Annotated in this window: 16 protein-coding genes; 7 read left to right on the top strand and 9 right to left on the bottom strand. The window is 38.9% G+C overall.

The genetic code is table 11. The features are described from left to right. Positions 1–49: 49 nt before the first annotated feature. From HX062_RS14905 to HX062_RS14895, 3 genes are read right to left on the bottom strand one after another with little or no spacing between them, the layout of a single operon-like run. Complete coding sequence (locus HX062_RS14905) at positions 50–685, bottom strand: nitroreductase family protein (protein ID WP_182628764.1); 636 nt, start codon at positions 683–685, stop codon at positions 50–52. A gap of 13 nt (positions 686–698) precedes the next feature. After that, positions 699–1652 carry a phosphoribosylaminoimidazolesuccinocarboxamide synthase gene (locus HX062_RS14900; protein WP_182628765.1) on the bottom strand — a complete coding sequence of 318 codons (954 nt, stop codon included), beginning with the start codon at positions 1650–1652 and terminating at the stop codon, positions 699–701. A gap of 26 nt (positions 1653–1678) precedes the next feature. Then, positions 1679–3664 (bottom strand): alpha-ketoacid dehydrogenase subunit alpha/beta, encoded by a 1986-nt coding sequence (locus HX062_RS14895; protein ID WP_286467951.1) that lies wholly within the window; start codon positions 3662–3664, stop codon positions 1679–1681. 256 nt (positions 3665–3920) lie between these two features. Here HX062_RS14895 and HX062_RS14890 point away from each other — a divergent pair, with 256 nt between their 5' ends. Then, positions 3921–4025, top strand: coding sequence for a 30S ribosomal protein THX (locus tag HX062_RS14890; RefSeq protein WP_182628767.1), 105 nt, complete (start codon positions 3921–3923; stop codon positions 4023–4025). A gap of 629 nt (positions 4026–4654) precedes the next feature. On the opposite strand, the gene HX062_RS14885 is transcribed toward HX062_RS14890, so the two are convergent. After that, positions 4655–6079, bottom strand: coding sequence for a hypothetical protein (locus tag HX062_RS14885; protein ID WP_286467950.1), 1425 nt, complete (start codon positions 6077–6079; stop codon positions 4655–4657). A gap of 759 nt (positions 6080–6838) precedes the next feature. On the opposite strand from HX062_RS14885, the gene HX062_RS14880 reads away from it, so the two are divergent. Beyond that, on the top strand, positions 6839–7573 hold the full coding sequence (locus HX062_RS14880) for a hypothetical protein (RefSeq protein ID WP_286467949.1): 735 nt from the start codon (positions 6839–6841) through the stop codon (positions 7571–7573). Positions 7574–7664: 91 nt separating this feature from the next. Here HX062_RS14880 and HX062_RS14875 read toward each other — a convergent pair whose 3' ends face one another. The 5 genes from HX062_RS14875 to HX062_RS14855 form a co-directional block, all read right to left on the bottom strand. Beyond that, positions 7665–9095, bottom strand: coding sequence for a serine hydrolase domain-containing protein (locus HX062_RS14875; RefSeq protein WP_286467948.1), 1431 nt, complete (start codon positions 9093–9095; stop codon positions 7665–7667). Between the two features lie 178 nt (positions 9096–9273). After that, complete coding sequence (locus tag HX062_RS14870; RefSeq protein WP_286467947.1) at positions 9274–10140, bottom strand: helix-turn-helix transcriptional regulator; 867 nt, start codon at positions 10138–10140, stop codon at positions 9274–9276. 129 nt (positions 10141–10269) lie between these two features. Next, a complete protein-coding gene (locus HX062_RS14865; RefSeq protein WP_182628498.1) occupies positions 10270–10647 on the bottom strand; it encodes a hypothetical protein in 378 nt (125 codons plus the stop codon). After that, entirely contained in the window at positions 10648–11271 is a 624-nt protein-coding gene (locus HX062_RS14860; protein ID WP_286467945.1) for an SCO family protein, read from the bottom strand. It abuts the gene before it with no gap. A gap of 170 nt (positions 11272–11441) precedes the next feature. After that, on the bottom strand, positions 11442–12209 hold the full coding sequence (locus HX062_RS14855; protein WP_286467944.1) for a GNAT family N-acetyltransferase: 768 nt from the start codon (positions 12207–12209) through the stop codon (positions 11442–11444). 319 nt (positions 12210–12528) lie between these two features. Here HX062_RS14855 and HX062_RS14850 point away from each other — a divergent pair, with 319 nt between their 5' ends. The 5 genes from HX062_RS14850 to HX062_RS14830 all read left to right on the top strand — a co-directional run bounded on the left by HX062_RS14850 (position 12529) and on the right by HX062_RS14830 (position 19571). After that, positions 12529–12969 (top strand): MarR family winged helix-turn-helix transcriptional regulator, encoded by a 441-nt coding sequence (locus HX062_RS14850; RefSeq protein ID WP_286467943.1) that lies wholly within the window; start codon positions 12529–12531, stop codon positions 12967–12969. A 51-nt stretch (positions 12970–13020) separates the two neighbouring features. Continuing rightward, on the top strand, positions 13021–15426 hold the full coding sequence (locus tag HX062_RS14845; RefSeq protein ID WP_182628493.1) for a 3-hydroxyacyl-CoA dehydrogenase/enoyl-CoA hydratase family protein: 2406 nt from the start codon (positions 13021–13023) through the stop codon (positions 15424–15426). Positions 15427–15448: 22 nt separating this feature from the next. Next, the gene (locus HX062_RS14840) at positions 15449–16630 is read left to right on the top strand and encodes an acetyl-CoA C-acyltransferase (RefSeq protein ID WP_182628492.1); all 1182 of its coding nucleotides are present in this window, start codon (positions 15449–15451) and stop codon (positions 16628–16630) included. 28 nt (positions 16631–16658) lie between these two features. Then, a complete protein-coding gene (locus HX062_RS14835; protein WP_286467942.1) occupies positions 16659–18452 on the top strand; it encodes an acyl-CoA dehydrogenase FadE in 1794 nt (597 codons plus the stop codon). Between the two features lie 249 nt (positions 18453–18701). Next, positions 18702–19571 (top strand): helix-turn-helix domain-containing protein, encoded by an 870-nt coding sequence (locus tag HX062_RS14830; RefSeq protein ID WP_182628490.1) that lies wholly within the window; start codon positions 18702–18704, stop codon positions 19569–19571. Positions 19572–19651: the final 80 nt, after the last annotated feature.

Genomic DNA, 19651 nt, shown 5'->3' with positions numbered 1-19651 from the left:
AATAAAAGTAAAAAAGCCTTTGTTTGTGTAAACAAAGGCTTTTTTTATTTTATTCAATAACCGTTAGCATGGAAGCTAAGGGGAATCTCACTTTTTTCATTGGCATTAACCAATCGTTTTGGTGATCTCGCTCTCCTAAGGCAAGGATCGTTACACTTTTTAATCCTTTTTTGTCTAGTCCTAAAAAGGCATCCAATTGATCATTGTGAAAACCCTCCATTGGAGAAGCGTCAATCTTCAACTCTGCCGCTGCTGCGATAGCCATCCCAAACGCGATATACGCTTGTCTGGCTGCGTGTTGAAAGTGCTGCTCTTGCGTTAGGGGTGCAAAATTAGCTTTAATGCTATTCTTGAAATCATTCATCTCCCCTTTAGGCAATTCTCGGATTGCTTCCATATTGTCAAATACCGAATCAAGACGCTGATCTGTATATTCATCCCAAGCGGCAAATATCAAGACATGAGAGCATTCTTTAATTTGCATTTGATTCATTACAATAGGAAACAATTGTTCTTTCACCTCTTGATTTTTAACTAATATCATTTCAAAAGGTTGTAATCCTGAAGACGTAGGTGCTAAACGAGCAGCCTCGACAATTTGCATGACCTTTTCATCTTCTAGTTTTACAGCGCTGTTATAGCGCTTAGTAGCGTATCGCCACTTTAAATTATCTAATAACATCATGTGAATTCACTTTTTACATTGTAGCTAAAAAAGCCAATACATTTGTTTCTATTCGCTGATTAATATCTTGGACGTCTGCCTTTACAAAAGGCTCTCCTAAGATATGTTCATACAGCTCAATATAGCGCTCAGAGATTGATTGAATATAGGCTTCTGACATTTCGGGCACTTGTTGTCCTTCTTTACCTTGAAAACCGTTGCCAATTAGCCATTGACGCACAAATTCTTTTGACAATTGCTTTTGTGCCTCTCCTTTTGCTTGACGCTCTTCATACCCTTCAGCATAAAAGTAACGCGAAGAATCTGGTGTGTGAATTTCGTCGATTAAAACAATCTTTCCGTCTTTGGTTTTTCCAAATTCGTATTTGGTATCCACCAAAATCAAGCCTCTTTCCGCGGCAATCTCACTCCCTCTTTGATATAAAGCTCTAGTGTATTGCTCTAGAACAAGGTAATCTGCTTCTGACACAATACCTCGAGCAAGAATATCTTCTCGAGAGATATCTTCATCGTGCAACCCTAATTCTTCTTTGGTAGAAGGGGTAATAATTGGTTGTGGCAAGGCGTCGTTTTCTTTCAATCCCTCTGGCAGGGTAACACCACACAATACTCGTTTTCCTGCATTGTATTCTCTAGCTGCATGTCCGGCCAAATACCCGCGAATCACCATTTCTACTTTGAATGGCTCACAGATATGCCCCACGGCAACATTGGGATCAGGACTCGCAATTAACCAATTGGGAACAATATCTTCTGTCATCTGCATGAATCGCGTAGCAATTTGATTCAGGATTTGTCCTTTGTACGGAATCCCCTTAGGCATGATCACGTCAAAAGCCGATAAGCGATCCGTGGCCACCATTACTAAAACCTGATCGGCAATGGTATACACTTCTCTAACCTTTCCGTGATAGACGCTTTTTTGGTTTGGAAATTTAAAATTAGTCTGTGTGATTGTGTTACTCATATATTTCTGTTGTGTAGTTCTTTTATTTAGTACGCTAATAGTTCTAAAAGCGCAGCCTCAAATCTACCTTTTGGTAAATATTGATCTTCTAAAGCTTTCACAAATGGGATGGCTGTTTCAATACTCGCTACTCGTTTTACAGGAGCGTCTAAATACTCAAAGCAGTTTTCCATTATCATTGCTGATATATCACTTGCAATACCTCCAAATAGGGTGTCTTCTTGCAAAATTATAACTTTATTTGTTTTCTTCACCGATTTGAAGATAGTTTCTTCATCTAAAGGCTGTAAGGTACGCAAATCAATTAAATCTGCTTGGATCTCTGGATGTTTTTCCAACGTTTCCAATGCCCAGTGAACCCCTGCTCCAAAGGAAACAATCGTTACATCTGCTCCTTCTTTGATCAAAGCGGCTTGACCGAATGGTATGGTGTAGTAATTACTTGGCACATCTTGGTAAATACTTCTATACAATTGTTTATGCTCAAAGAAAATAACTGGGTTTGGATCGTTAATTGCTGTATTCATCAATCCTTTAGCATCTACTGGGAATGCAGGATAGACTACTTTTAATCCTGGTGTTTTTGTAAACCAAGCTTCGTTGGTTTGGGAGTGGAACGGTCCTGCTTGTGTACCTCCACCACATGGCATACGCACCACTACATCTGCTTTTTCATTCCAACGGTAGTGTACTTTTGCCAAATAGTTGACAATTGGGTTGAATCCTGTCGAGACGAAATCGGCAAATTGCATTTCCATAATTGCTTTTCCGCCATTGATCGAATATCCCATAGCAGCAGAAACGATTGAACTCTCACAAATTGGCGTATTGCGGATGCGTCCTTTGCCAAATTGCTCTACGAAACCATCCGTTACTTTAAAAGCACCTCCATATTCTGCAATATCTTGTCCCATGATGATTAACTCTGGGTGTTTTTCAAACGATTGTTTTAATCCTTCTGAAATGGCGTCAATTAAGCGAATATTCTTCATCTCCCCGCTTGGTTCAACGTGCTCATATTCAAATGGCGCATACATATCGTTTAATTCTGTTTCGAGATTGGCCTGGATTGGCTCCTCTTCTTGGGTACGTTTCCAATCGGTGTCAATTTCCTCTTTGAATGCCGCTCTGATTTCTTCATCCATTGACGCTGTCAATACTCCGATTTCTTTCAAGTACGCACGGTAATTTTCAACTGGATCTTTTTTCTCCCACTCATCCATCAATTCTTGTGGAACGTATTTTGTACCACTCGCCTCTTCGTGTCCTCTTCTTCTGAAAGTCAAGAACTCAACAAGAATTGGACGTGGGTTTTCGCGCATCGATTTGGCTAATGCATCGATTTTTGCATATACCTCTAAAATATCATTTCCATCGATGATATGGCTTTCCATTCCATACCCAATCCCGCGGTCCGCTAAATTCTCACAACGGTATTGTTCATTTGTCGGTGTAGATAATCCATATCCGTTATTCTCAATCACGAATAATACAGGAAGTTCCCACACAGAAGCTACGTTTAAGGCTTCGTGGAAATCTCCTTCTGAAGTAGCTCCTTCTCCTGTAAATACAGCAGTGATTTTCTTTTGCTCACGCAATTTATGTGCTAAAGCGATTCCGTCTGCCACACCTAATTGTGGACCTAAATGCGAAATCATCCCTACAATATTAAACTCTTGTGTCCCGAAGTGGAAAGAGCGATCTCTTCCTTTTGTAAAACCATTTCCCTTACCTTGCCATTGAGAAAACAAACGGTACAATGGAATATCTCTAGACGTGAAAACACTTAAATTACGGTGCATAGGCAACACATATTCATCGCGATCTAAAGCAGCTACAATACCTACCGATATTGCTTCTTGCCCAATTCCAGAAAACCATTTCGACACTTTTCCTTGACGGATTAAAATAAGCATCTTTTCTTCAATCATTCTTGGTTTCAATAGCCTTTTATACAAATCAAGTAACGTTTGATCTGATAGGTCTTTTCGGTTATAATCTATATGTTTCATAATTGGTTTTAAAGGGCACTAAAATAAGGCTTAAATAGCAACTCTACAAACTAATTTACACAACATTTACACAGGAGAAAGAATCGCGTTTTAACCGCTGATACTTTTACCTCAACTAGAGTGAAATCCCCCTGCTACCTCTTCTTTTTTTGACTACTAAAAGAGCTGATTCTTACAATTTTATCTTCAAAAAATTTATTTTTAGCGTTAATATTCGTATCTTGGGAAATCGAATGTTAAACTTTAATTTTTTATTATGGGAAAAGGAGATTTAAAAACAAGAAGAGGTAAAATAGTAAATAAATCATATGGTCGCCGAAGACCTAGAAAGGCTAACAAACCCTCTTCACCTAAAGCATAAGTATTACATACAATCAAGCGGATGTTTTAATAAAAAACATCCGCTTGATTTTTTTAGTCTTTTTATTTTGTTTTTATAGATTAAATAACGAGCAATCCGTGCCTTCATCTATCCCATAAACAATACCACAACTTCAATCTCATACTCTAAGCCTGTATAATTACGACCCGAACTCAAATAATACTCTTCTACAGTTGAAACAACTTTATCTTCTACCAGATTTTGATTAATATAATTAACATCTAACGTACGGATGTAAATCCGTGCAATCGGGTGTCGGCAGGATAGGTAAAACAAAGAAGTAAAAAGCAAAGGTGATTAACCGATGCGATGCCTCCTGCGTCGGCAGGACAAGGCGGGTGGAACAAAAATCTTTCTTAAACTGTATAAAGCATTGGGTGTAGTCTAAGGTACGGATTGCAACCTTAAATCCGCGCGATCAGGGATTTGATTAGGATATCCAAATTGAAATATAATCACCTTTCAAGCGATACTTATAACTAGCCGAAAATGTACTTGGATCCAAAAACTCATATAAAGGAAAAACCTTATTATTTCGTAACATATGAAGATCCTGACCTTCATAATCTATATCTTCATTAAAAGAATTAAACGACATACTAAAAATTTTAATTAATTGTTATTAAAGGAAGTTTTATATTATTGTGAATTAAGTAAATTTCATTCAATCCTTTTTTAGGTTTTAGCTCTACTATATACTCTTCATTCTTCAGGTCTGACCAACTCTTAAAAGTTGAAAAATATTTATTATCCCAAAACCAAACATGCATGAGTGGCCTCATTAATGGACCATTTTTTTGAATATAAAGCAAACTATATTGATTTTTTAGTTCTCTTTTCGTCAAGAAAACATATTCCATTGGAATATTATCTCTAATATTCCACATAGGTTCATTAGAGAAACTTAAATGATAGTTGCTGACCATATAAGCATTACTAAGATGTGTAGATTCATCAAATAGCAAAATCTTATGATCTAAGTAATACTGACTACTTTTTGTATTTTGATATTTATCCTTCTCTTGGATAAAAGAATTATAAATATTACTTGAGTGTTGCATACGCGCTATTAAACTTTGTTCAGCAGGATTCAAAATTTCTTTATTTCCCTTGTCCTCATAGGAAAAACTAAAACCATTAATAAATTTTAGATCGACATCTTTAGGAAACAAAACAGATTGTCCTTCTTCTTCACTTTTATTCATAAAAGAAAGCCAATTCTCCTTCTTAGACCATCCATGTGTGTAATCTTCATTTTTGCTAGAATCCCAAGTAAAATCATTCTTTTTAAAATTAAATTCAGATTCATAGTCAATTGCACCCTGATAAACAATCTCTCTGAGTTTATTGTACTCATCATACTTAAATTCTACATTCTTATTCAAAGCAGTTGTATCAATATGTTGTCGTAACAAATCTAACTGATAATCAAGGGTTGTAAATTTATTTCTCAATAATCTACTTTTATCTTTGGAGTATACATATTGACTAAGAAATAGTAAACCATTTTTGGTGTTTTCAAACTTTGTAACGGTAATTTCCTCCTTCGTTTCTTCGTATTGATACTTGTATTCTCTCTTTTTTACTTGATCGTAGCATTGTAAATTAAAATCATTTTTATCATATTGAATTTCTTTTTCTAAACGTTGAGTTTTACGATTAAAATAAAATACATGTGTGCTCTCTTGGATCGAGTCAATCCAGCTATTTCCCAAATAATAGGTTATTTTCCTTACTCCTTTTGGAGCTGTAAAACTGCTGTATTTTCTATAATAAAAGCGTTGTAGCTTGCTTTCCATATCAAAATCTAAAATAGAATCATAAGTAAACATGGCAAACAGAGGTATATCTTCCCGTTTATAGGATCTCATCCATTCTTCTGTTCTAATAAGGCTCTTCTGGTAGTAATTTGTTTTTAATCGTTCACGCAATAACAATGTTTTCGTATGTTGATAAGGAGGAACTTGTCCCCAAGAGGGACAATACATACTAAATAAAAGTAGTACACTCAAAAAATAATAGTACTGTTTCATTCCTATAAATTCACAATTTAGAACCTTATGAAATTAACAATTTCAAACTAAGCAGCCTAATTAAAAGCCTAATTACATTTATTTTTATTAAAATAGGGGAAAAAAAGAATTGTAAAGCAAAGGTGAGTAACTGATGCGATGTCTCCTACGTCGGCAGGACAAGGCGGGTAAAACAAAGAAGTCTAAAGCAAGCAGGAGTAACCGATGCGATGCCTCCTGCGTCGGCAGGACAAGGCGGGAAAAACAAAGAAGTGTAAAGCAAACGTGAGTAACTGATGCGATGTCTTCTATTTCGGCAGGACAGGGCCAGTAGAACACCTGTCCCCGACACTCAACTGCTATTCGAATAAATTGCTTTCACTATACAAAACAAATAAAACAATTTCATATAGTCTTCAACGATTATCATCCTACCGTCTTCAAAACAGTTCCAATTCCATGTACCTTGCAAATAACACAACCGTAAGAGGAAAGCTAAATGAACAATATAACCCGTCCTAAAAAAACCGTATAGTAGATAATAGGATTATAAACAAGAGCTGTACAGCTATATCAGGACGAGACAATAGTAAGCATACGTTTAGTCCGACTCTGATTTGAGATGAGTCCATTGTGAGTCCATAATGAGTCCATAGTGCGTCTATTAAAAGTGTGGTTTTTAATAGACGCACTATGGTGACAGTATAGACCAAAAATACTGGCACATGCTTTAAAATAGCTTTAAAACAGCAAGATACAACGTTATAAATACTAAAAAAGATGGCAAAACTAGATGCAAAAGGACACCTTAGAGGAGTCTTAGGTCCCACTACAACTCGTGTAGTACACGGAGTTAACCTCATACAGAGCAAAGGAAACAAACCAAAACAAACCCAAAACACTAAAAAAGCAGCTCATACGTTTGGCTATGCCTCCAGGAATAGCAAAATAATTCGCTTGTCTATTTGTGATTTTATTTACAACAAACACGACCGCAATTTTTTTCGCCGTTTAACGAGTGCCACCCTTGGATTACTCAAGAAAAATACAGCCTACCCCTTAGGAGAGCGTACCTTTTTTAATACACCTATGCAAGGACTCGTCGGTTTTGATTTTAACATTAACAGTCCTTTTCAATCCTTTTGTACATTACCCTTGAGGATACAAACAGTAGCCTCTGAGAAAGTAATCCTCCAGTTCGATTCATTTGTAGCTCAAGATTACCTTACGTTCCCCCCACAGGCGTCTGCGGTTCAAATCGATTTTACTTTGCTGCATATTCCGCTGACCACAGCTGCTGGGCACTCCTCTTCCTCCTATAGTCTATACGTTACGCCTCATGAGGTTGTACAAGCCGATCAATGGGAAATACCTCTTACTTCTCCTCTCACTTTTACCCTTATAATCGCGGAGCTAAACTACGTTAAAACGGTGTCGAAAGACAAACAAATAAGCATCAATACCTGTGATTTTCACCCCAGTTGTATTGTCTATGTTCACAATGGCTTGGGTTAGGGTATATAGGCATGACTCACACAAAAAAATCCAGTCGGGTCCCTACTTTCGAACATAAAAAAAAGCTGATTTAAAAAAATCAGCTTTTTTACTATTCTATAGCTACTTCTTTGTCTTCCAAAACGAGTTTGGACCACAATTGAAAACTCAAATTCTCGATCAGTTGTACCACCTCATCTTCTGAACTATTGGTCAATACAATGACTCCTTCTTTGCGCTCTGGGCTAAAACTGACAAAATTGGAATAGGCTACATCAATACCCCTGTGAAAGTAAAGGGATGCATCGGCTCCAAAAAAGTTTAAACGCCATCCTAAGCTAATCCAATCGTATTGGGTAATCATACTTGTTGGTTTTTGCATCAGGTCGAGTTCTGGATGATCGGGTTTAAAATACGCTTGCACGTATTGGGTGATATCCTCTACAGTTGAATACCCTTGGGTAGAAGGCAAGAAAATATCGAAGTAGTTGGCTTTCTTATCTAAGCCCAAATCAACCTTTCCAATGGATTCAATGGCTTTCAATCGCTTTGGCTTCACTAGATACGTCGATGTTAATCCATATTTATCTACAATCTGTGTTTGAAATAAAGAAGCATAGGGTTTTTCATACACACGAGTTAAGGCATCTCCCAACACGCTAATGCCGAAGATAGAAAAACGACCGCGCGTTTGAACCGTATCCAACACAATATCGTGGGCTAAATAGTTGGCAATAGACGCGCTACCTGCTGTTTTTTTGTTCTTTTTACCTTTTTTTTGCACGCCCAAATCCTCGGAAACTACTGTTATTTTAGGAAAGAAAGGCAATTGTGCACTACCATTGGCCAGGGAAGAAAAAGAAAAAGTCAACGTATCTTTAAACGGCTGAGGGTAATACGCATTTATATCTTCCCACAATTTTACCTTTTCCTCTACCGCAGCTTGTGCTAAAAGGGTATTGGTAAAAATAGAGGTGAATGTGCCTAAGGCAAATACGCCGTTTTTATTCTCCACCTCCACCAGGTTATTGCCTCGTTTTTTAATGCCGTAGTAAAAAACTTGATCGTTCTTAATAATCGCTAGGGCGATTTGTCCTTCTTCAGGTAAGAAAGCCGCATTTTCTCGAATAATATCTTCTCTTGACTTGCTGATCAAATCCTCGCGTAAATCGTCTTGATTGACGTAATCGAGGATGCGAAATCCCACAATATTAGCCTCGTCATCAAAGGCGAAGTTAACAATGGCGGTATCCTTTTCAAACTGCGTTTTAAACAAAGGCGTTTGATCGTCGTTGATTCCATAATACTCAATCTTGACAATAGACCCTAAGTTTTGCTTCATTTCATCAAAAAAGGCTTCTACAGCAGGATAGGGCACCTTGCTTTGAAGGGACTCTGAAAAACGATGGTAGAACTTGTCGTAATTACTCGTATTGTAATCTTCCTTAAAACCTTCTATCATCTGTCCTAAAGGATTTTGTGCTTGCACAGCAAGCGAACCGATGAACAAACAACAAAACAAAAGCAATCGCTTTAGCATCATATCTTTTTACTTTATTAAAAATTAAAGGTAGTCATTTCGAAATAATTCCGTGATACATTTAACAAAATGAAAGTATTTTTCGCGCTATTTCCGCCTAAAACCTATCACCTTTCTTTACTTCTCCCTCCTAGTTGATCTTTTTTAGCTGATCTTTTTTACCTAATTCCCGTCCTCTTTTTTAGGATGTCCATTGACTTTTTCTAAATTGTTCTGGAGTTTGAGCCGTGGCTTTTTTGAACATGGTAACAAAATAAGAGGCGTGTTCGAATCCCAATTCATCGGCTATTTCCCCAATAGAATTCGTGGTATAACTCAACAAGCGCTTTGCCTCGAGAATAATGTGACGCTTGATTAAACTCCCTGAGGTATGGCCTAAGATGGTTCGACAAATCTTGTTCAAATAATTCGTGCTGATGTTCAACATTTCGGCATAATCTGATGGCATCTTATGGGTTTTAAAATGCTGTTCAATCAAGGATTGATAGCGCTGTATTTTGTCGTTAACGGCATTGTGTACTTTAACGGTTTGTTGAGGCACATAGAGTCGATCAAACTCAATCAACAGTATATTCAAATACGAACGCAAGATTTTATGGGAGGCTTTCTTTTTGATCTGAAATTCCTCCATCATCTGCCACAGCAAAAAAATCAAATTCTTTTGTTTTTCTTCAGGCAAGGTAAATACAGCGTGATTAACCTCTGTAAAATACGAAAATTGATGCAATACATTGGTATTGTAGCGCAGAGAGAAAAAATCAGCTGTAAACACAATAACGGTTCCTGTTGCTTCTTCACTCAGTGCAAGGGTATTAATGCAATTTGGTTTAATTAGTAGCACTTGACCTTGGCCAATGCGCATGCGATCTTGATCAATCACAAACAGGCCTTCTCCTTTTTCAATACACAGCATAAGGTAGAACGCATTGCTATGTGGCAAGGCTAATGTAGGGTATTTCTTGAGTAATCCCTCAACGGATCCCATCCAGAGATCGGTTGAAGCATCAAATAAACCAATAGTGCAAACGGGTACTTTATTCGCTTGCATAGTTTTAAATTTAAATGGTTCAACTTCATTTTATCAGTCTTAGAACACACGACCAATAGCTGTTTCCTTTGCCTGGGCAAAAAAAAGACTGGTCGAAAGAAATGCTCACAAAGACGGTTAATTAGGTAGTTAAGCCCATTCTGGAGGCTGGAAAACTGCGCCAATAAAATGAGGGGGGATAAAAACCTCTACATCGGTTGAATACTGTACCGCATCTACAGGTACTAGTCGAACCTCATAGGGATTATACAGCAGTGTTTGCGCAAATAAAGGTTGTATTTCTTTGGTTTTTAAGAGGGGAAGCTCCATCTTTTTATCCGAATCTTCCGACAACTCACTTTGAAGATAGCAGCTTCCGTAACACATGGGAATCAAATCAAAGCGGTTGATACATATATTTTCAACAATAAATTTCTGATTGAGGTAAAAAGAGGCTAGAATCCAAAAACTCGAGGTATTTTGGTAAATAAAAGAAAGCAGTAAGAGCAGTACAATACGCTTTTTCATTTATTTTTTCTTTTCATTCAACAAAACGGGAATTTCTGCTAGCAGGCGGTTGACGTCTGTGGTGCTCGTTCCATCATATACGCCGCGGATGTGTTGGTCTGGGTCAATCAACAGAAAACCACCACTGTGCGCATAGCCCCCAGGTGCGTCGGACGCTTGATAGGCTTGCATAAAATACGCTTGGGCTAATTGGTGAATGGCGCCTTCCTCTCCGTGTAAGAAATGCCATTTTGCTCCATCCACACCCAAAGACTCACTGTAGGCCTTTAAAGCGGGAATCGAATCGTTCTTAGGGTCAATGGTATGAGAAACAAATATGACATTTTCATTTTCGTGAAAGGCGTCGTATACCCTTTTCATCTCGGCATTCATTTTGGGGCATATCGTCGGACATTGCAAAAAGATGAAATCCGCAATGTAAATCTTCCCTCCTAGTGTTTGATTGTTTACCACTAGACTATCCTGATTGAGCAATTCAAAATCGGGAATCTCATAGTGCTTTTCTACTGTTTCACCAGAGGCTAAGGTTTCTGTTACAGGATGCCCTAAATAAGGCAACTGTTTGGCCTCTTGGGAACAAGCCAATAAAAAGGAAACAAAAAAGAAAGGAAGTATTCGTTTCATGCGAACAAAAATACAAAAAAATACAGGAAACCGAGAAAAATGAAGGCGAAATCCCCCATTAAACCGCAGAAGAATAAGGGAGATGCATGAGTTAACTCCATTTATGTGGCCCTATGCTCCACTTTTAGTGCAAAAAAAAAAGACTCCCCAGCAAAAGGGAGTCTTTGGTATTATTCACTTAGGGTGTACTGCATCCAAACATTGGGTTCTACGTAAATCCCTTTGTTGTTTACAAGGTCTATTTCGATTGGGTTTAAGGCAAAATCTACAACATAGTGTCCTGACGATTGAAAAGAACGCTGCGTCCATTGCTCCCATTCCTGAACACTCCCCTCCACATACATGGCTTTAGGGCATACTTTAATCACCCTAGCCCCATTTTTTTCATGGGTGCGAATCCAAGGATCAAAAGCTTGTCCTTTTTCATCCTTCCACTTGATATACTCTTCCATGTCTTGAAGCGGATAACGATGCTTAGCTGTTGGTCGGATGGGCAAAATAAAATGGTTAAATCGCTGCTCCTGAGCAATAGCTTTCATAAAACGCACCAAATACTGACTGATTCCACGTCCTTGATAGGCAGGATTCACCCCTATTTGCAAGGCACATAATGTGTTGGGTTGTTTACCCGCTTTTTTATCGAGAAAAGCGCGCGCTAAGGCCCAATCCCATCCTTCATCAGGTAAGTGAAGCAGCTCTTCAGGCGTTAAACTCAAAGGCACACAATTGCCATTGCCCACCACCTCTTGTCCGTCCATCATGAAAAACTGATACAAGGGAAACTCTACATATAACTCTTCCCAATAGGTAAGGTTGACCTGATCCTGTAAAATAAACGCAGGCCAAACACTGTAAGCATAAACTTTTTCTAGTAGTACATCATATTGGGGTAAATACGTTTTTGATGTTCTTATAAAAGAAAATGGAGTTGGATTCATGCTAAAAAAAATTATAATTGATTTATTTACAACTGATCAAAACTGAGGTTTCAAAGATACTCTTTATAAAGCCAATCCCTTGCTTTTTCTACTATTTTATCCTTGCTTTTTTACAATCCCACCGCCTTTTATTCGCATATCGCAATTTTTTAATCTACTTAATCCAGCGTTACCTAAAAATAATTCACTAACTTAGAAGGAGTTAACCTAAAAAAAACAAACCGATATACCGAATGAAAGACAGTGAACCTAAAAATTTTCTTTCAAATAGTATGCGTGCATATTATTTTTTACTATATTTGAGTTTAACCAACTTGAAATGAAGGACAAAACAATTGACTATACTTTAAGGGCAACGTGGCAAGCCGTAGCTAGAATGTACAATGAAGAAGCAGCGAAATACGATGCAACCATGTCGTTGGCTTTTGCTCTTTTGAGTATTGATAAACAGGGTACTCCTTCTACGTTATTAGGGCCTAGTATGGGCATGGAAGCGACGAGTTTAACTCGTACGCTAAAAAAGATGGAAGAGAAAGGATTAATCACGAGAGAAAAAAATCCTCATGATGGTCGAGGCGTTATTATTAAGCTTACGCCATTGGGTATAGAAAAAAGGGAGCTTTCCAAAGAGAAAGTGAAGCGCTTCAATGAAACGATCCGCCAATACCTAACAGAAGAGCAAATTGCCAACTTTATCACGGTTACTGAAACCATCAATCAACTCATTGCGGACAAAGCAATTTTTGATTCTAAAAAGTAAGGGCTAACATCAACTAAAACGAAGTATTAACCATAGGAATTATATAAACATATGAAAAGAAGAATTAAAAAAGTGGCTGTAATTGGTTCAGGCGTTATGGGATCAGCTATTGCATGTCATTTTGCCAATATTGGTGTTGAGGTATTGTTAATGGATATTGTTCCCAATGCTTTAACTCCAGAGGAAGAGAAAAAAGGCTTAACCTTAAATGATCGTGGCATTCGCAATAAAATTGCACAGACTCATTTAACAAACGCGCTAAAATCAAAACCCGCCCCTATTTATACGCCTCGCTTTGCCAGCCGTATCACTGTAGGGAACCTCGAGGATGATTTATCGAAAATCAAAGAGGTAGATTGGATCATCGAAGTTGTTGTAGAGCGACTAGATATCAAGCAATCTGTTTTTGAAAATATCGAAAAATACAGAAAACCTGGCACTTTAATTACTTCGAATACATCTGGAATTCCCATGAAACTCTTAGTAGAAGGGCGTTCGCAAGATTTCCAACAACACTTCTGCGGGACACACTTCTTTAATCCCCCGCGCTATTTGCCTTTATTTGAAATTATTCCCGGACCACATACTGCTCCTGAAGTACTTAGCTTTTTCCAGGAGTATGCGCGTTTATACTTAGGTAAAACCCCTGTATTGTGTAAAGATACTCCAGGTTTCATCGGAAACAGAATTGGGGTATACTCCATGGCGATGGTGATGCAATTGGCACAGGAAATTGGATTAACTATAGAAGAAGCAGATACACTTACGGGCTCTTTCTTGGGTCGTCCAAAAACGGGAACCTTCAAACTTGGGGATTTAGTTGGCTTAGATACAGCAATTAACGTAACCATGGGGTTAAAACAAAACTGTCCCGACGATGCGATGATTCAAGATATCAAAGACAATAAAGCGCTAAATTTCTTGCTTGAGAACAAATTCTTAGGCGATAAGACAAGAAAAGGATTTTACTACAAAGAGGTGGATAAAGAGGGAAAAACCAATCGTTTTGCCTTAGATCTAAACACCTTAACTTATAGACCGCTTGAGCGCGCGAAAATCGAAGTGATTGAAACGGCGAATCAAGCAGGTGGTACAAAAGCAAAATGGTCAGTAGTTCTTGCTGATCAAGGAAAAGCAGGCGAATTAATGCGCAAGCATTTCGCTTCTTTATTTGCTTACGTTTCTCAACGCGTTCCCGAAATTACCGATACGCTGTATTCTATTGACGACGCTATGCGTACGGGTTATGCGTGGAAATACGGTCCGTTTGAAACCTGGGATGTCTTGGGTATTCAAAAGGGAATTGATTTAGTTGAAAAAGAAGGCTACCAAGTAGCAGCCTGGGTAAAAGAACTGGCAGCTACTGGAGCAACGAATTTCTACAAATTAGAAAATGGCAAAAAACTATTCTACAACCAGCAAGCCAAAGCATATGAGGCTATTCCTGGGCAAGATGCTTTTATTGTTTTAAACAACATCCGCTCAACGAATAAAGTATGGGGCAATAGCGAGGCTACCCTACTCGATTTAGGCGACGGAATTGTAAACTTAGAATTCCACTCCAAGATGAATACGATTGGCGGTGGGGTTTTAGCAGGACTAAACAAAGCGGTTGAAATTGCAGAACAGGACTTCGAGGGATTAGTTGTTGGAAACCAAGGATCTAACTTTTCTGTCGGAGCCAACTTGATGATGATTTTTATGATGGCTGCGGAACAAGATTGGGATGAATTGAACATCGCCATCAAAATGTTCCAAGACACCATGATGAAAATGCGCTATTCAGCTATTCCTGTTGTAGCAGCTCCCCACGGCATGACCTTTGGTGGTGGATGTGAGTTGAGCTTACACGCAGACAAAGTTGTCGCAGCGGCAGAAACTTATATTGGGCTAGTTGAATTTGGAGTTGGTTTAATTCCTGGTGGCGGAGGATCGAAGGAAATGACCCTGAGAGCGTCCGACTTATACCGCAAAAACGACGTTGAACTCAACACCCTACAAGAGCACTTCTTAACGATTGGAATGGCCAAAGTAGCGACTTCAGCGGAAGAGGCATTCGATTTCAACATTCTTCAACGCGGCAAAGACGTGGTGGTAGTCAATAAGGATTTACAACTGGCACAAGCAAAACGCGAAGCGCTGGTACTTGCACAAGCAGGCTACACACAGCCGGTTAAGCGCAAAGACATCAAAGTATTAGGTCGTCAAGCGTTGGGTATGTTCTACGTAGGAACAGACAGTATGATGGCTGGAAAGTATATCTCTGAGCACGATCACAAAATTGCCAATAAACTGGCGTATGTGATGGCTGGTGGAGACTTGTCAGAAGCTACGTTTGTTTCTGAACAATACTTACTGGACCTAGAAAGAGAAGCCTTCTTATCGCTATGCGGAGAGCGCAAAACCTTAGAGCGTATTCAACATATGCTAAAAACAGGTAAACCTTTGAGAAACTAACTAACCCACTAATTACAAAAACATGAAAACTGCATATATAGTAAAAGGATATAGAACAGCTGTTGGAAAAGCTCCTCGCGGTGTCTTTCGCTTTAAAAGACCCGACGAGCTAGCCGCAGAAACCATCGAATATTTGATGAAGGCCCTGCCTGAATTTGACAAGACACGCATAGACGATGTCATGGTTGGAAATGCAATGCCCGAAGCGGAACAAGGCTTAAATATGGGGCGTTTGATCTCGCTTATGGGATTAAAAGTAGACGATGTTCCTGGGGTAACGGTTAACCGTTACTGTGCCTCTGGAATTGAAACCATCGGAATGGCGGTGGCTAAAATTCAGGCTGGTATGGCGGATTGCATCATCGCAGGTGGTGCGGAAAGCATGAGTTATATTCCCATGGGAGGATATAGACCTACTCCAGATTACGGGGTAGCCAAAGCGGGGCATGAGGATTATTACTGGGGAATGGGACTTACAGCAGAAGCTGTTGCCAATCAGTTTAACGTCTCTCGTGCGGATCAGGATGAGTTTGCCTACCACTCCCATATGAAGGCATTAAAAGCAATCGCAGATGGGAAATTTGCTGATCAAATTGTACCTATTACGGTTGATGAAGTATTTGTCAATGAAAAAGGCAAAAGAGAAAGCAAATCCTATACGGTGACCCAAGATGAAGGACCGCGTATGGGAACATCAATTGAAGCACTCGCTAAATTGAGACCTGTATTCGCTGCTGACGGATCTGTAACAGCGGGGAACTCTTCCCAAATGAGTGATGGAGCCGCTTTTGTGATGGTGATGTCAGAAGAAATGGTCAAAGAACTAAATATTGAGCCTATTGCGCGCATGGTCAACTATGCGGCCGCAGGTGTTGAACCACGTATCATGGGAATTGGACCGATTAAAGCTATTCCCAAAGCGCTAAAACAAGCAGGATTACAATTGAAAGACATCGACTTGATCGAATTAAACGAGGCTTTTGCCTCTCAGTCTTTAGCTGTAATCCGAGAGCTCAACATTGATCCGGCTATCGTAAACGTCAATGGTGGTGCTATTGCACTTGGACACCCTCTAGGCTGTACGGGAGCTAAATTATCCGTTCAATTGTTTGACGAAATGAAACGCAGAGGCTCTAAATACGGTATGGTAACCATGTGTGTGGGTACAGGTCAAGGAGCCGCCGGAATATACGAATTGCTATAACCATCAATTAACCCTAAAAAAATAAATCATGAATACAGCTATAACAAGAGGAGGTCAATACTTAATAAAAGAAACCCTAAGCGAAAATATCTTTACTCCGGAAGATTTTTCAGAAGAACAACTAATGATGCGTGACTCGGTAAAGGAATTTATCGACAAAGAAGTGTGGCCACACAAAGATCGCTTTGAAAATAAAGATTATGCCTTCACAAAAGAATGCATGCAAAAAGCGGGTGAGCTTGGTCTATTAGGCGTTGCTGTACCAGAAGCTTACGGCGGATTGGGTATGGGATTTGTTTCGACGATGCTCGTGTGTGACTATATCTCAGGCGCAACAGGTTCTTTTTCAACGGCTTTTGGGGCTCACACAGGAATTGGAACCATGCCAATTACCTTATACGGAAATGAAGAACAAAAGAAAAAATACGTCCCTAAATTAGCGAGCGGGGAATGGTTTGGCGCATACTGTTTGACAGAGCCAGACGCGGGATCTGATGCTAACTCAGGAAAAACAAAAGCCGTGCTATCACAAGACGGTACCTACTACTCTATTACAGGGCAAAAAATGTGGATTTCCAACGCGGGATTCTGTAATGTTTTCATCGTATTTGCCCGTATTGAAGACGATAAAAACATCACTGGTTTTATCGTAGAGAACGATCCGTCTAACGGGATCTCTTTGGGTGAAGAAGAACACAAGCTGGGAATTAGAGCGTCCTCTACCCGTCAAGTGTTTTTTAACGAAACCAAAGTACCTGTTGAAAATATGCTTTCTGAACGCGGCAATGGATTTAAAATTGCCATGAACGCCTTAAACGTGGGTCGTATTAAATTAGCTGCTGCTTGTTTGGACTCTCAGCGTCGTTTAATAACAGAAGCTGTAAAATACGCCAATGAGCGCATTCAGTTTAAAGTGCCTATTTCTTCTTTTGGTGCAATTCGCACAAAAATTGCAGAGATGGTTACTAACGCTTATGTAGGAGAATCAGCTTCTTACCGTGCGGCTGGAAGTATCGAAAAGAGAATTCAACAGCGCATAGCCGAAGGAAATACACACCAAGAGGCTGAATTAAAAGGTGTAGAAGAATTTGCCATTGAGTGCTCTATCCTGAAAGTAGCGGTTTCGGAAGACGTGCAAGCGTGTACGGATGAAGGAATCCAAATCTTTGGGGGAATGGGATTCTCTGAAGATACACCGATGGAAAGCGCGTGGAGAGATGCTCGTATTTCTCGTATTTACGAAGGAACAAACGAGATCAACCGCATGCTAGCTGTGGGGATGTTAATCAAAAAAGCAATGAAAGGACACGTAGACTTATTGACTCCTGCTATGCAAGTAGCCGATGAATTAATGAGTATCCCTAGTTTTGATACCCCTGATTATTCCGAACTCTTCGCCGAAGAAAAAGAAATGATTGAAAAGCTGAAAAAAGCCTTTTTGATGGTTGCAGGAAGTGCTGTTCAAAAATTTGGACCTGAGTTAGAAAAACACCAAGCCCTGATGATGGCAGCTGCAGACATGATGATCGAAATCTACATGGCAGAAAGTGCCATCCTAAGAACGGAAAAATTGGCAAAAACAAAAGGAGAACAACATGTGAAAGAGGAAATTGCCATGGCCCAACTCTACTTATACCACGCAGTAGACATTGTTGCACAAAAAGGGAAAGAGGGAATCGCTTCTTTTGCTGAAGGGGATGAACAACGCATCATGCTCATGGGACTAAGAAGATTTACCAAATACGTTAACCTACCAAATGTAAACGCATTGCGCGAATCTATTGCTAAAAAAGTAATAGACGCTAACGAATATGTTTTCTAACGAAAACAAACGATTGGTTTAGTTTGTTAAAAAAAAGACCGCCTCTTTCCACTTTGTGAAAGGGCGGTCTTTTTGATTTGTTTAATAAACAAACAAACTATTATACTTCATACAATAAACAAAGAATTAATTTACCCAAAAACCCATGCATTATGCATGTTTTTTTATAAAAAAATACTAAAATAATCAATAAATCATCTTATTTAAAGCAATAAATTTATCTTTAGCATACTAAATAAAATAGATGAAATGTACAATGGGGTTTTAAACAATCAAGGATTATTTACGAGCAAGGGAGAAAGAAAAGATTTTATTATTAAAAAGCTGCAACACACCTTACAGCATTTGAATAATTATTCGACTAAAATGCATAAGAATGATTTTTTTCAAATTATTTACATCACAGGAGGAACGGGTATACAATACATCGATTTACAAGCGTATGAAGTAAAAAAAGGAGATATTATCTTTTTAAACACATGGCAACAACACAGCTGGACGTATAATACGACCACACAAGGATATGTGCTGAGCTTTACCCCTAGTTTTATCACACAATTTGTATCGGACCACCTCTTTGTGCACGACTTGCCTTTTTTCAGGCGTTTTACTTCCCATCATCTACTCGGCTTAGAGGAAGAACTCAGTACCTGGGTTCAATTGACCATGGATCGCATGCTGCAAGAATACGAAACGGAAAATGGAGAATACATCAATCTCCTTCGCACTTATCTCTTAGAAGTGCTCCTACTCTGCAAAAAAGAAATCGACAAGAACGCAATAGGATCAACCAACAATTTAAAATCCAATGAGCTAATCAAATCATTTGAATCCCTAATTGACAAGCATTTTTATGAATATCGATTTCCTAAGGAATACGCAAAAGTACTCTTGGTTACGCCTAATTACCTCAATGCACTTTGCCAAAAAATAAAAAATAAGTCTGCGGGAGATATGATCCGAGATCGCATCTTGATTGAGTGCAAGCGACTATTAATTCACACCAACCTCTCCGCTAGTGAGATTGCCTATCAATTGAATTTTAAAGACAACTCCTACTTTTCGAGGTTCTTTAAAAAGCACATTGGCGTTGCCCCAGATGAATTTAGAAGAAAATGATTTTAGTGAGTGGTGAATAGTGAGTGGTGAATAGTGAGTGGTGAATAGTGAGTGGTGAATAGTGAGTGGTGAATAGTGAG

Origin of the sequence: Myroides sp. DF42-4-2, assembly GCF_030326445.1 — a bacterium.
In the GTDB taxonomy this organism is placed as follows: Bacteria; Bacteroidota; Bacteroidia; order Flavobacteriales; family Flavobacteriaceae; genus Flavobacterium.
Note: the sequence above shows the minus strand (reverse complement) of the source record. Positions and strands in the feature narration are given on the sequence as shown.

Coding starts and splice junctions, on each gene's coding strand:
- HX062_RS14905 (WP_182628764.1), bottom strand. CDS start 685: ATGATGTTATTAGATAATTTAAAGTGGCGATACGCTACTAAGCGCTAT.
- HX062_RS14900 (WP_182628765.1), bottom strand. CDS start 1,652: ATGAGTAACACAATCACACAGACTAATTTTAAATTTCCAAACCAAAAA.
- HX062_RS14895 (WP_286467951.1), bottom strand. CDS start 3,664: ATGAAACATATAGATTATAACCGAAAAGACCTATCAGATCAAACGTTA.
- HX062_RS14890 (WP_182628767.1), top strand. CDS start 3,921: ATGGGAAAAGGAGATTTAAAAACAAGAAGAGGTAAAATAGTAAATAAA.
- HX062_RS14885 (WP_286467950.1), bottom strand. CDS start 6,079: ATGAAACAGTACTATTATTTTTTGAGTGTACTACTTTTATTTAGTATG.
- HX062_RS14880 (WP_286467949.1), top strand. CDS start 6,839: ATGGCAAAACTAGATGCAAAAGGACACCTTAGAGGAGTCTTAGGTCCC.
- HX062_RS14875 (WP_286467948.1), bottom strand. CDS start 9,095: ATGATGCTAAAGCGATTGCTTTTGTTTTGTTGTTTGTTCATCGGTTCG.
- HX062_RS14870 (WP_286467947.1), bottom strand. CDS start 10,140: ATGCAAGCGAATAAAGTACCCGTTTGCACTATTGGTTTATTTGATGCT.
- HX062_RS14865 (WP_182628498.1), bottom strand. CDS start 10,647: ATGAAAAAGCGTATTGTACTGCTCTTACTGCTTTCTTTTATTTACCAA.
- HX062_RS14860 (WP_286467945.1), bottom strand. CDS start 11,271: ATGAAACGAATACTTCCTTTCTTTTTTGTTTCCTTTTTATTGGCTTGT.
- HX062_RS14855 (WP_286467944.1), bottom strand. CDS start 12,209: ATGAATCCAACTCCATTTTCTTTTATAAGAACATCAAAAACGTATTTA.
- HX062_RS14850 (WP_286467943.1), top strand. CDS start 12,529: ATGAAGGACAAAACAATTGACTATACTTTAAGGGCAACGTGGCAAGCC.
- HX062_RS14845 (WP_182628493.1), top strand. CDS start 13,021: ATGAAAAGAAGAATTAAAAAAGTGGCTGTAATTGGTTCAGGCGTTATG.
- HX062_RS14840 (WP_182628492.1), top strand. CDS start 15,449: ATGAAAACTGCATATATAGTAAAAGGATATAGAACAGCTGTTGGAAAA.
- HX062_RS14835 (WP_286467942.1), top strand. CDS start 16,659: ATGAATACAGCTATAACAAGAGGAGGTCAATACTTAATAAAAGAAACC.
- HX062_RS14830 (WP_182628490.1), top strand. CDS start 18,702: ATGTACAATGGGGTTTTAAACAATCAAGGATTATTTACGAGCAAGGGA.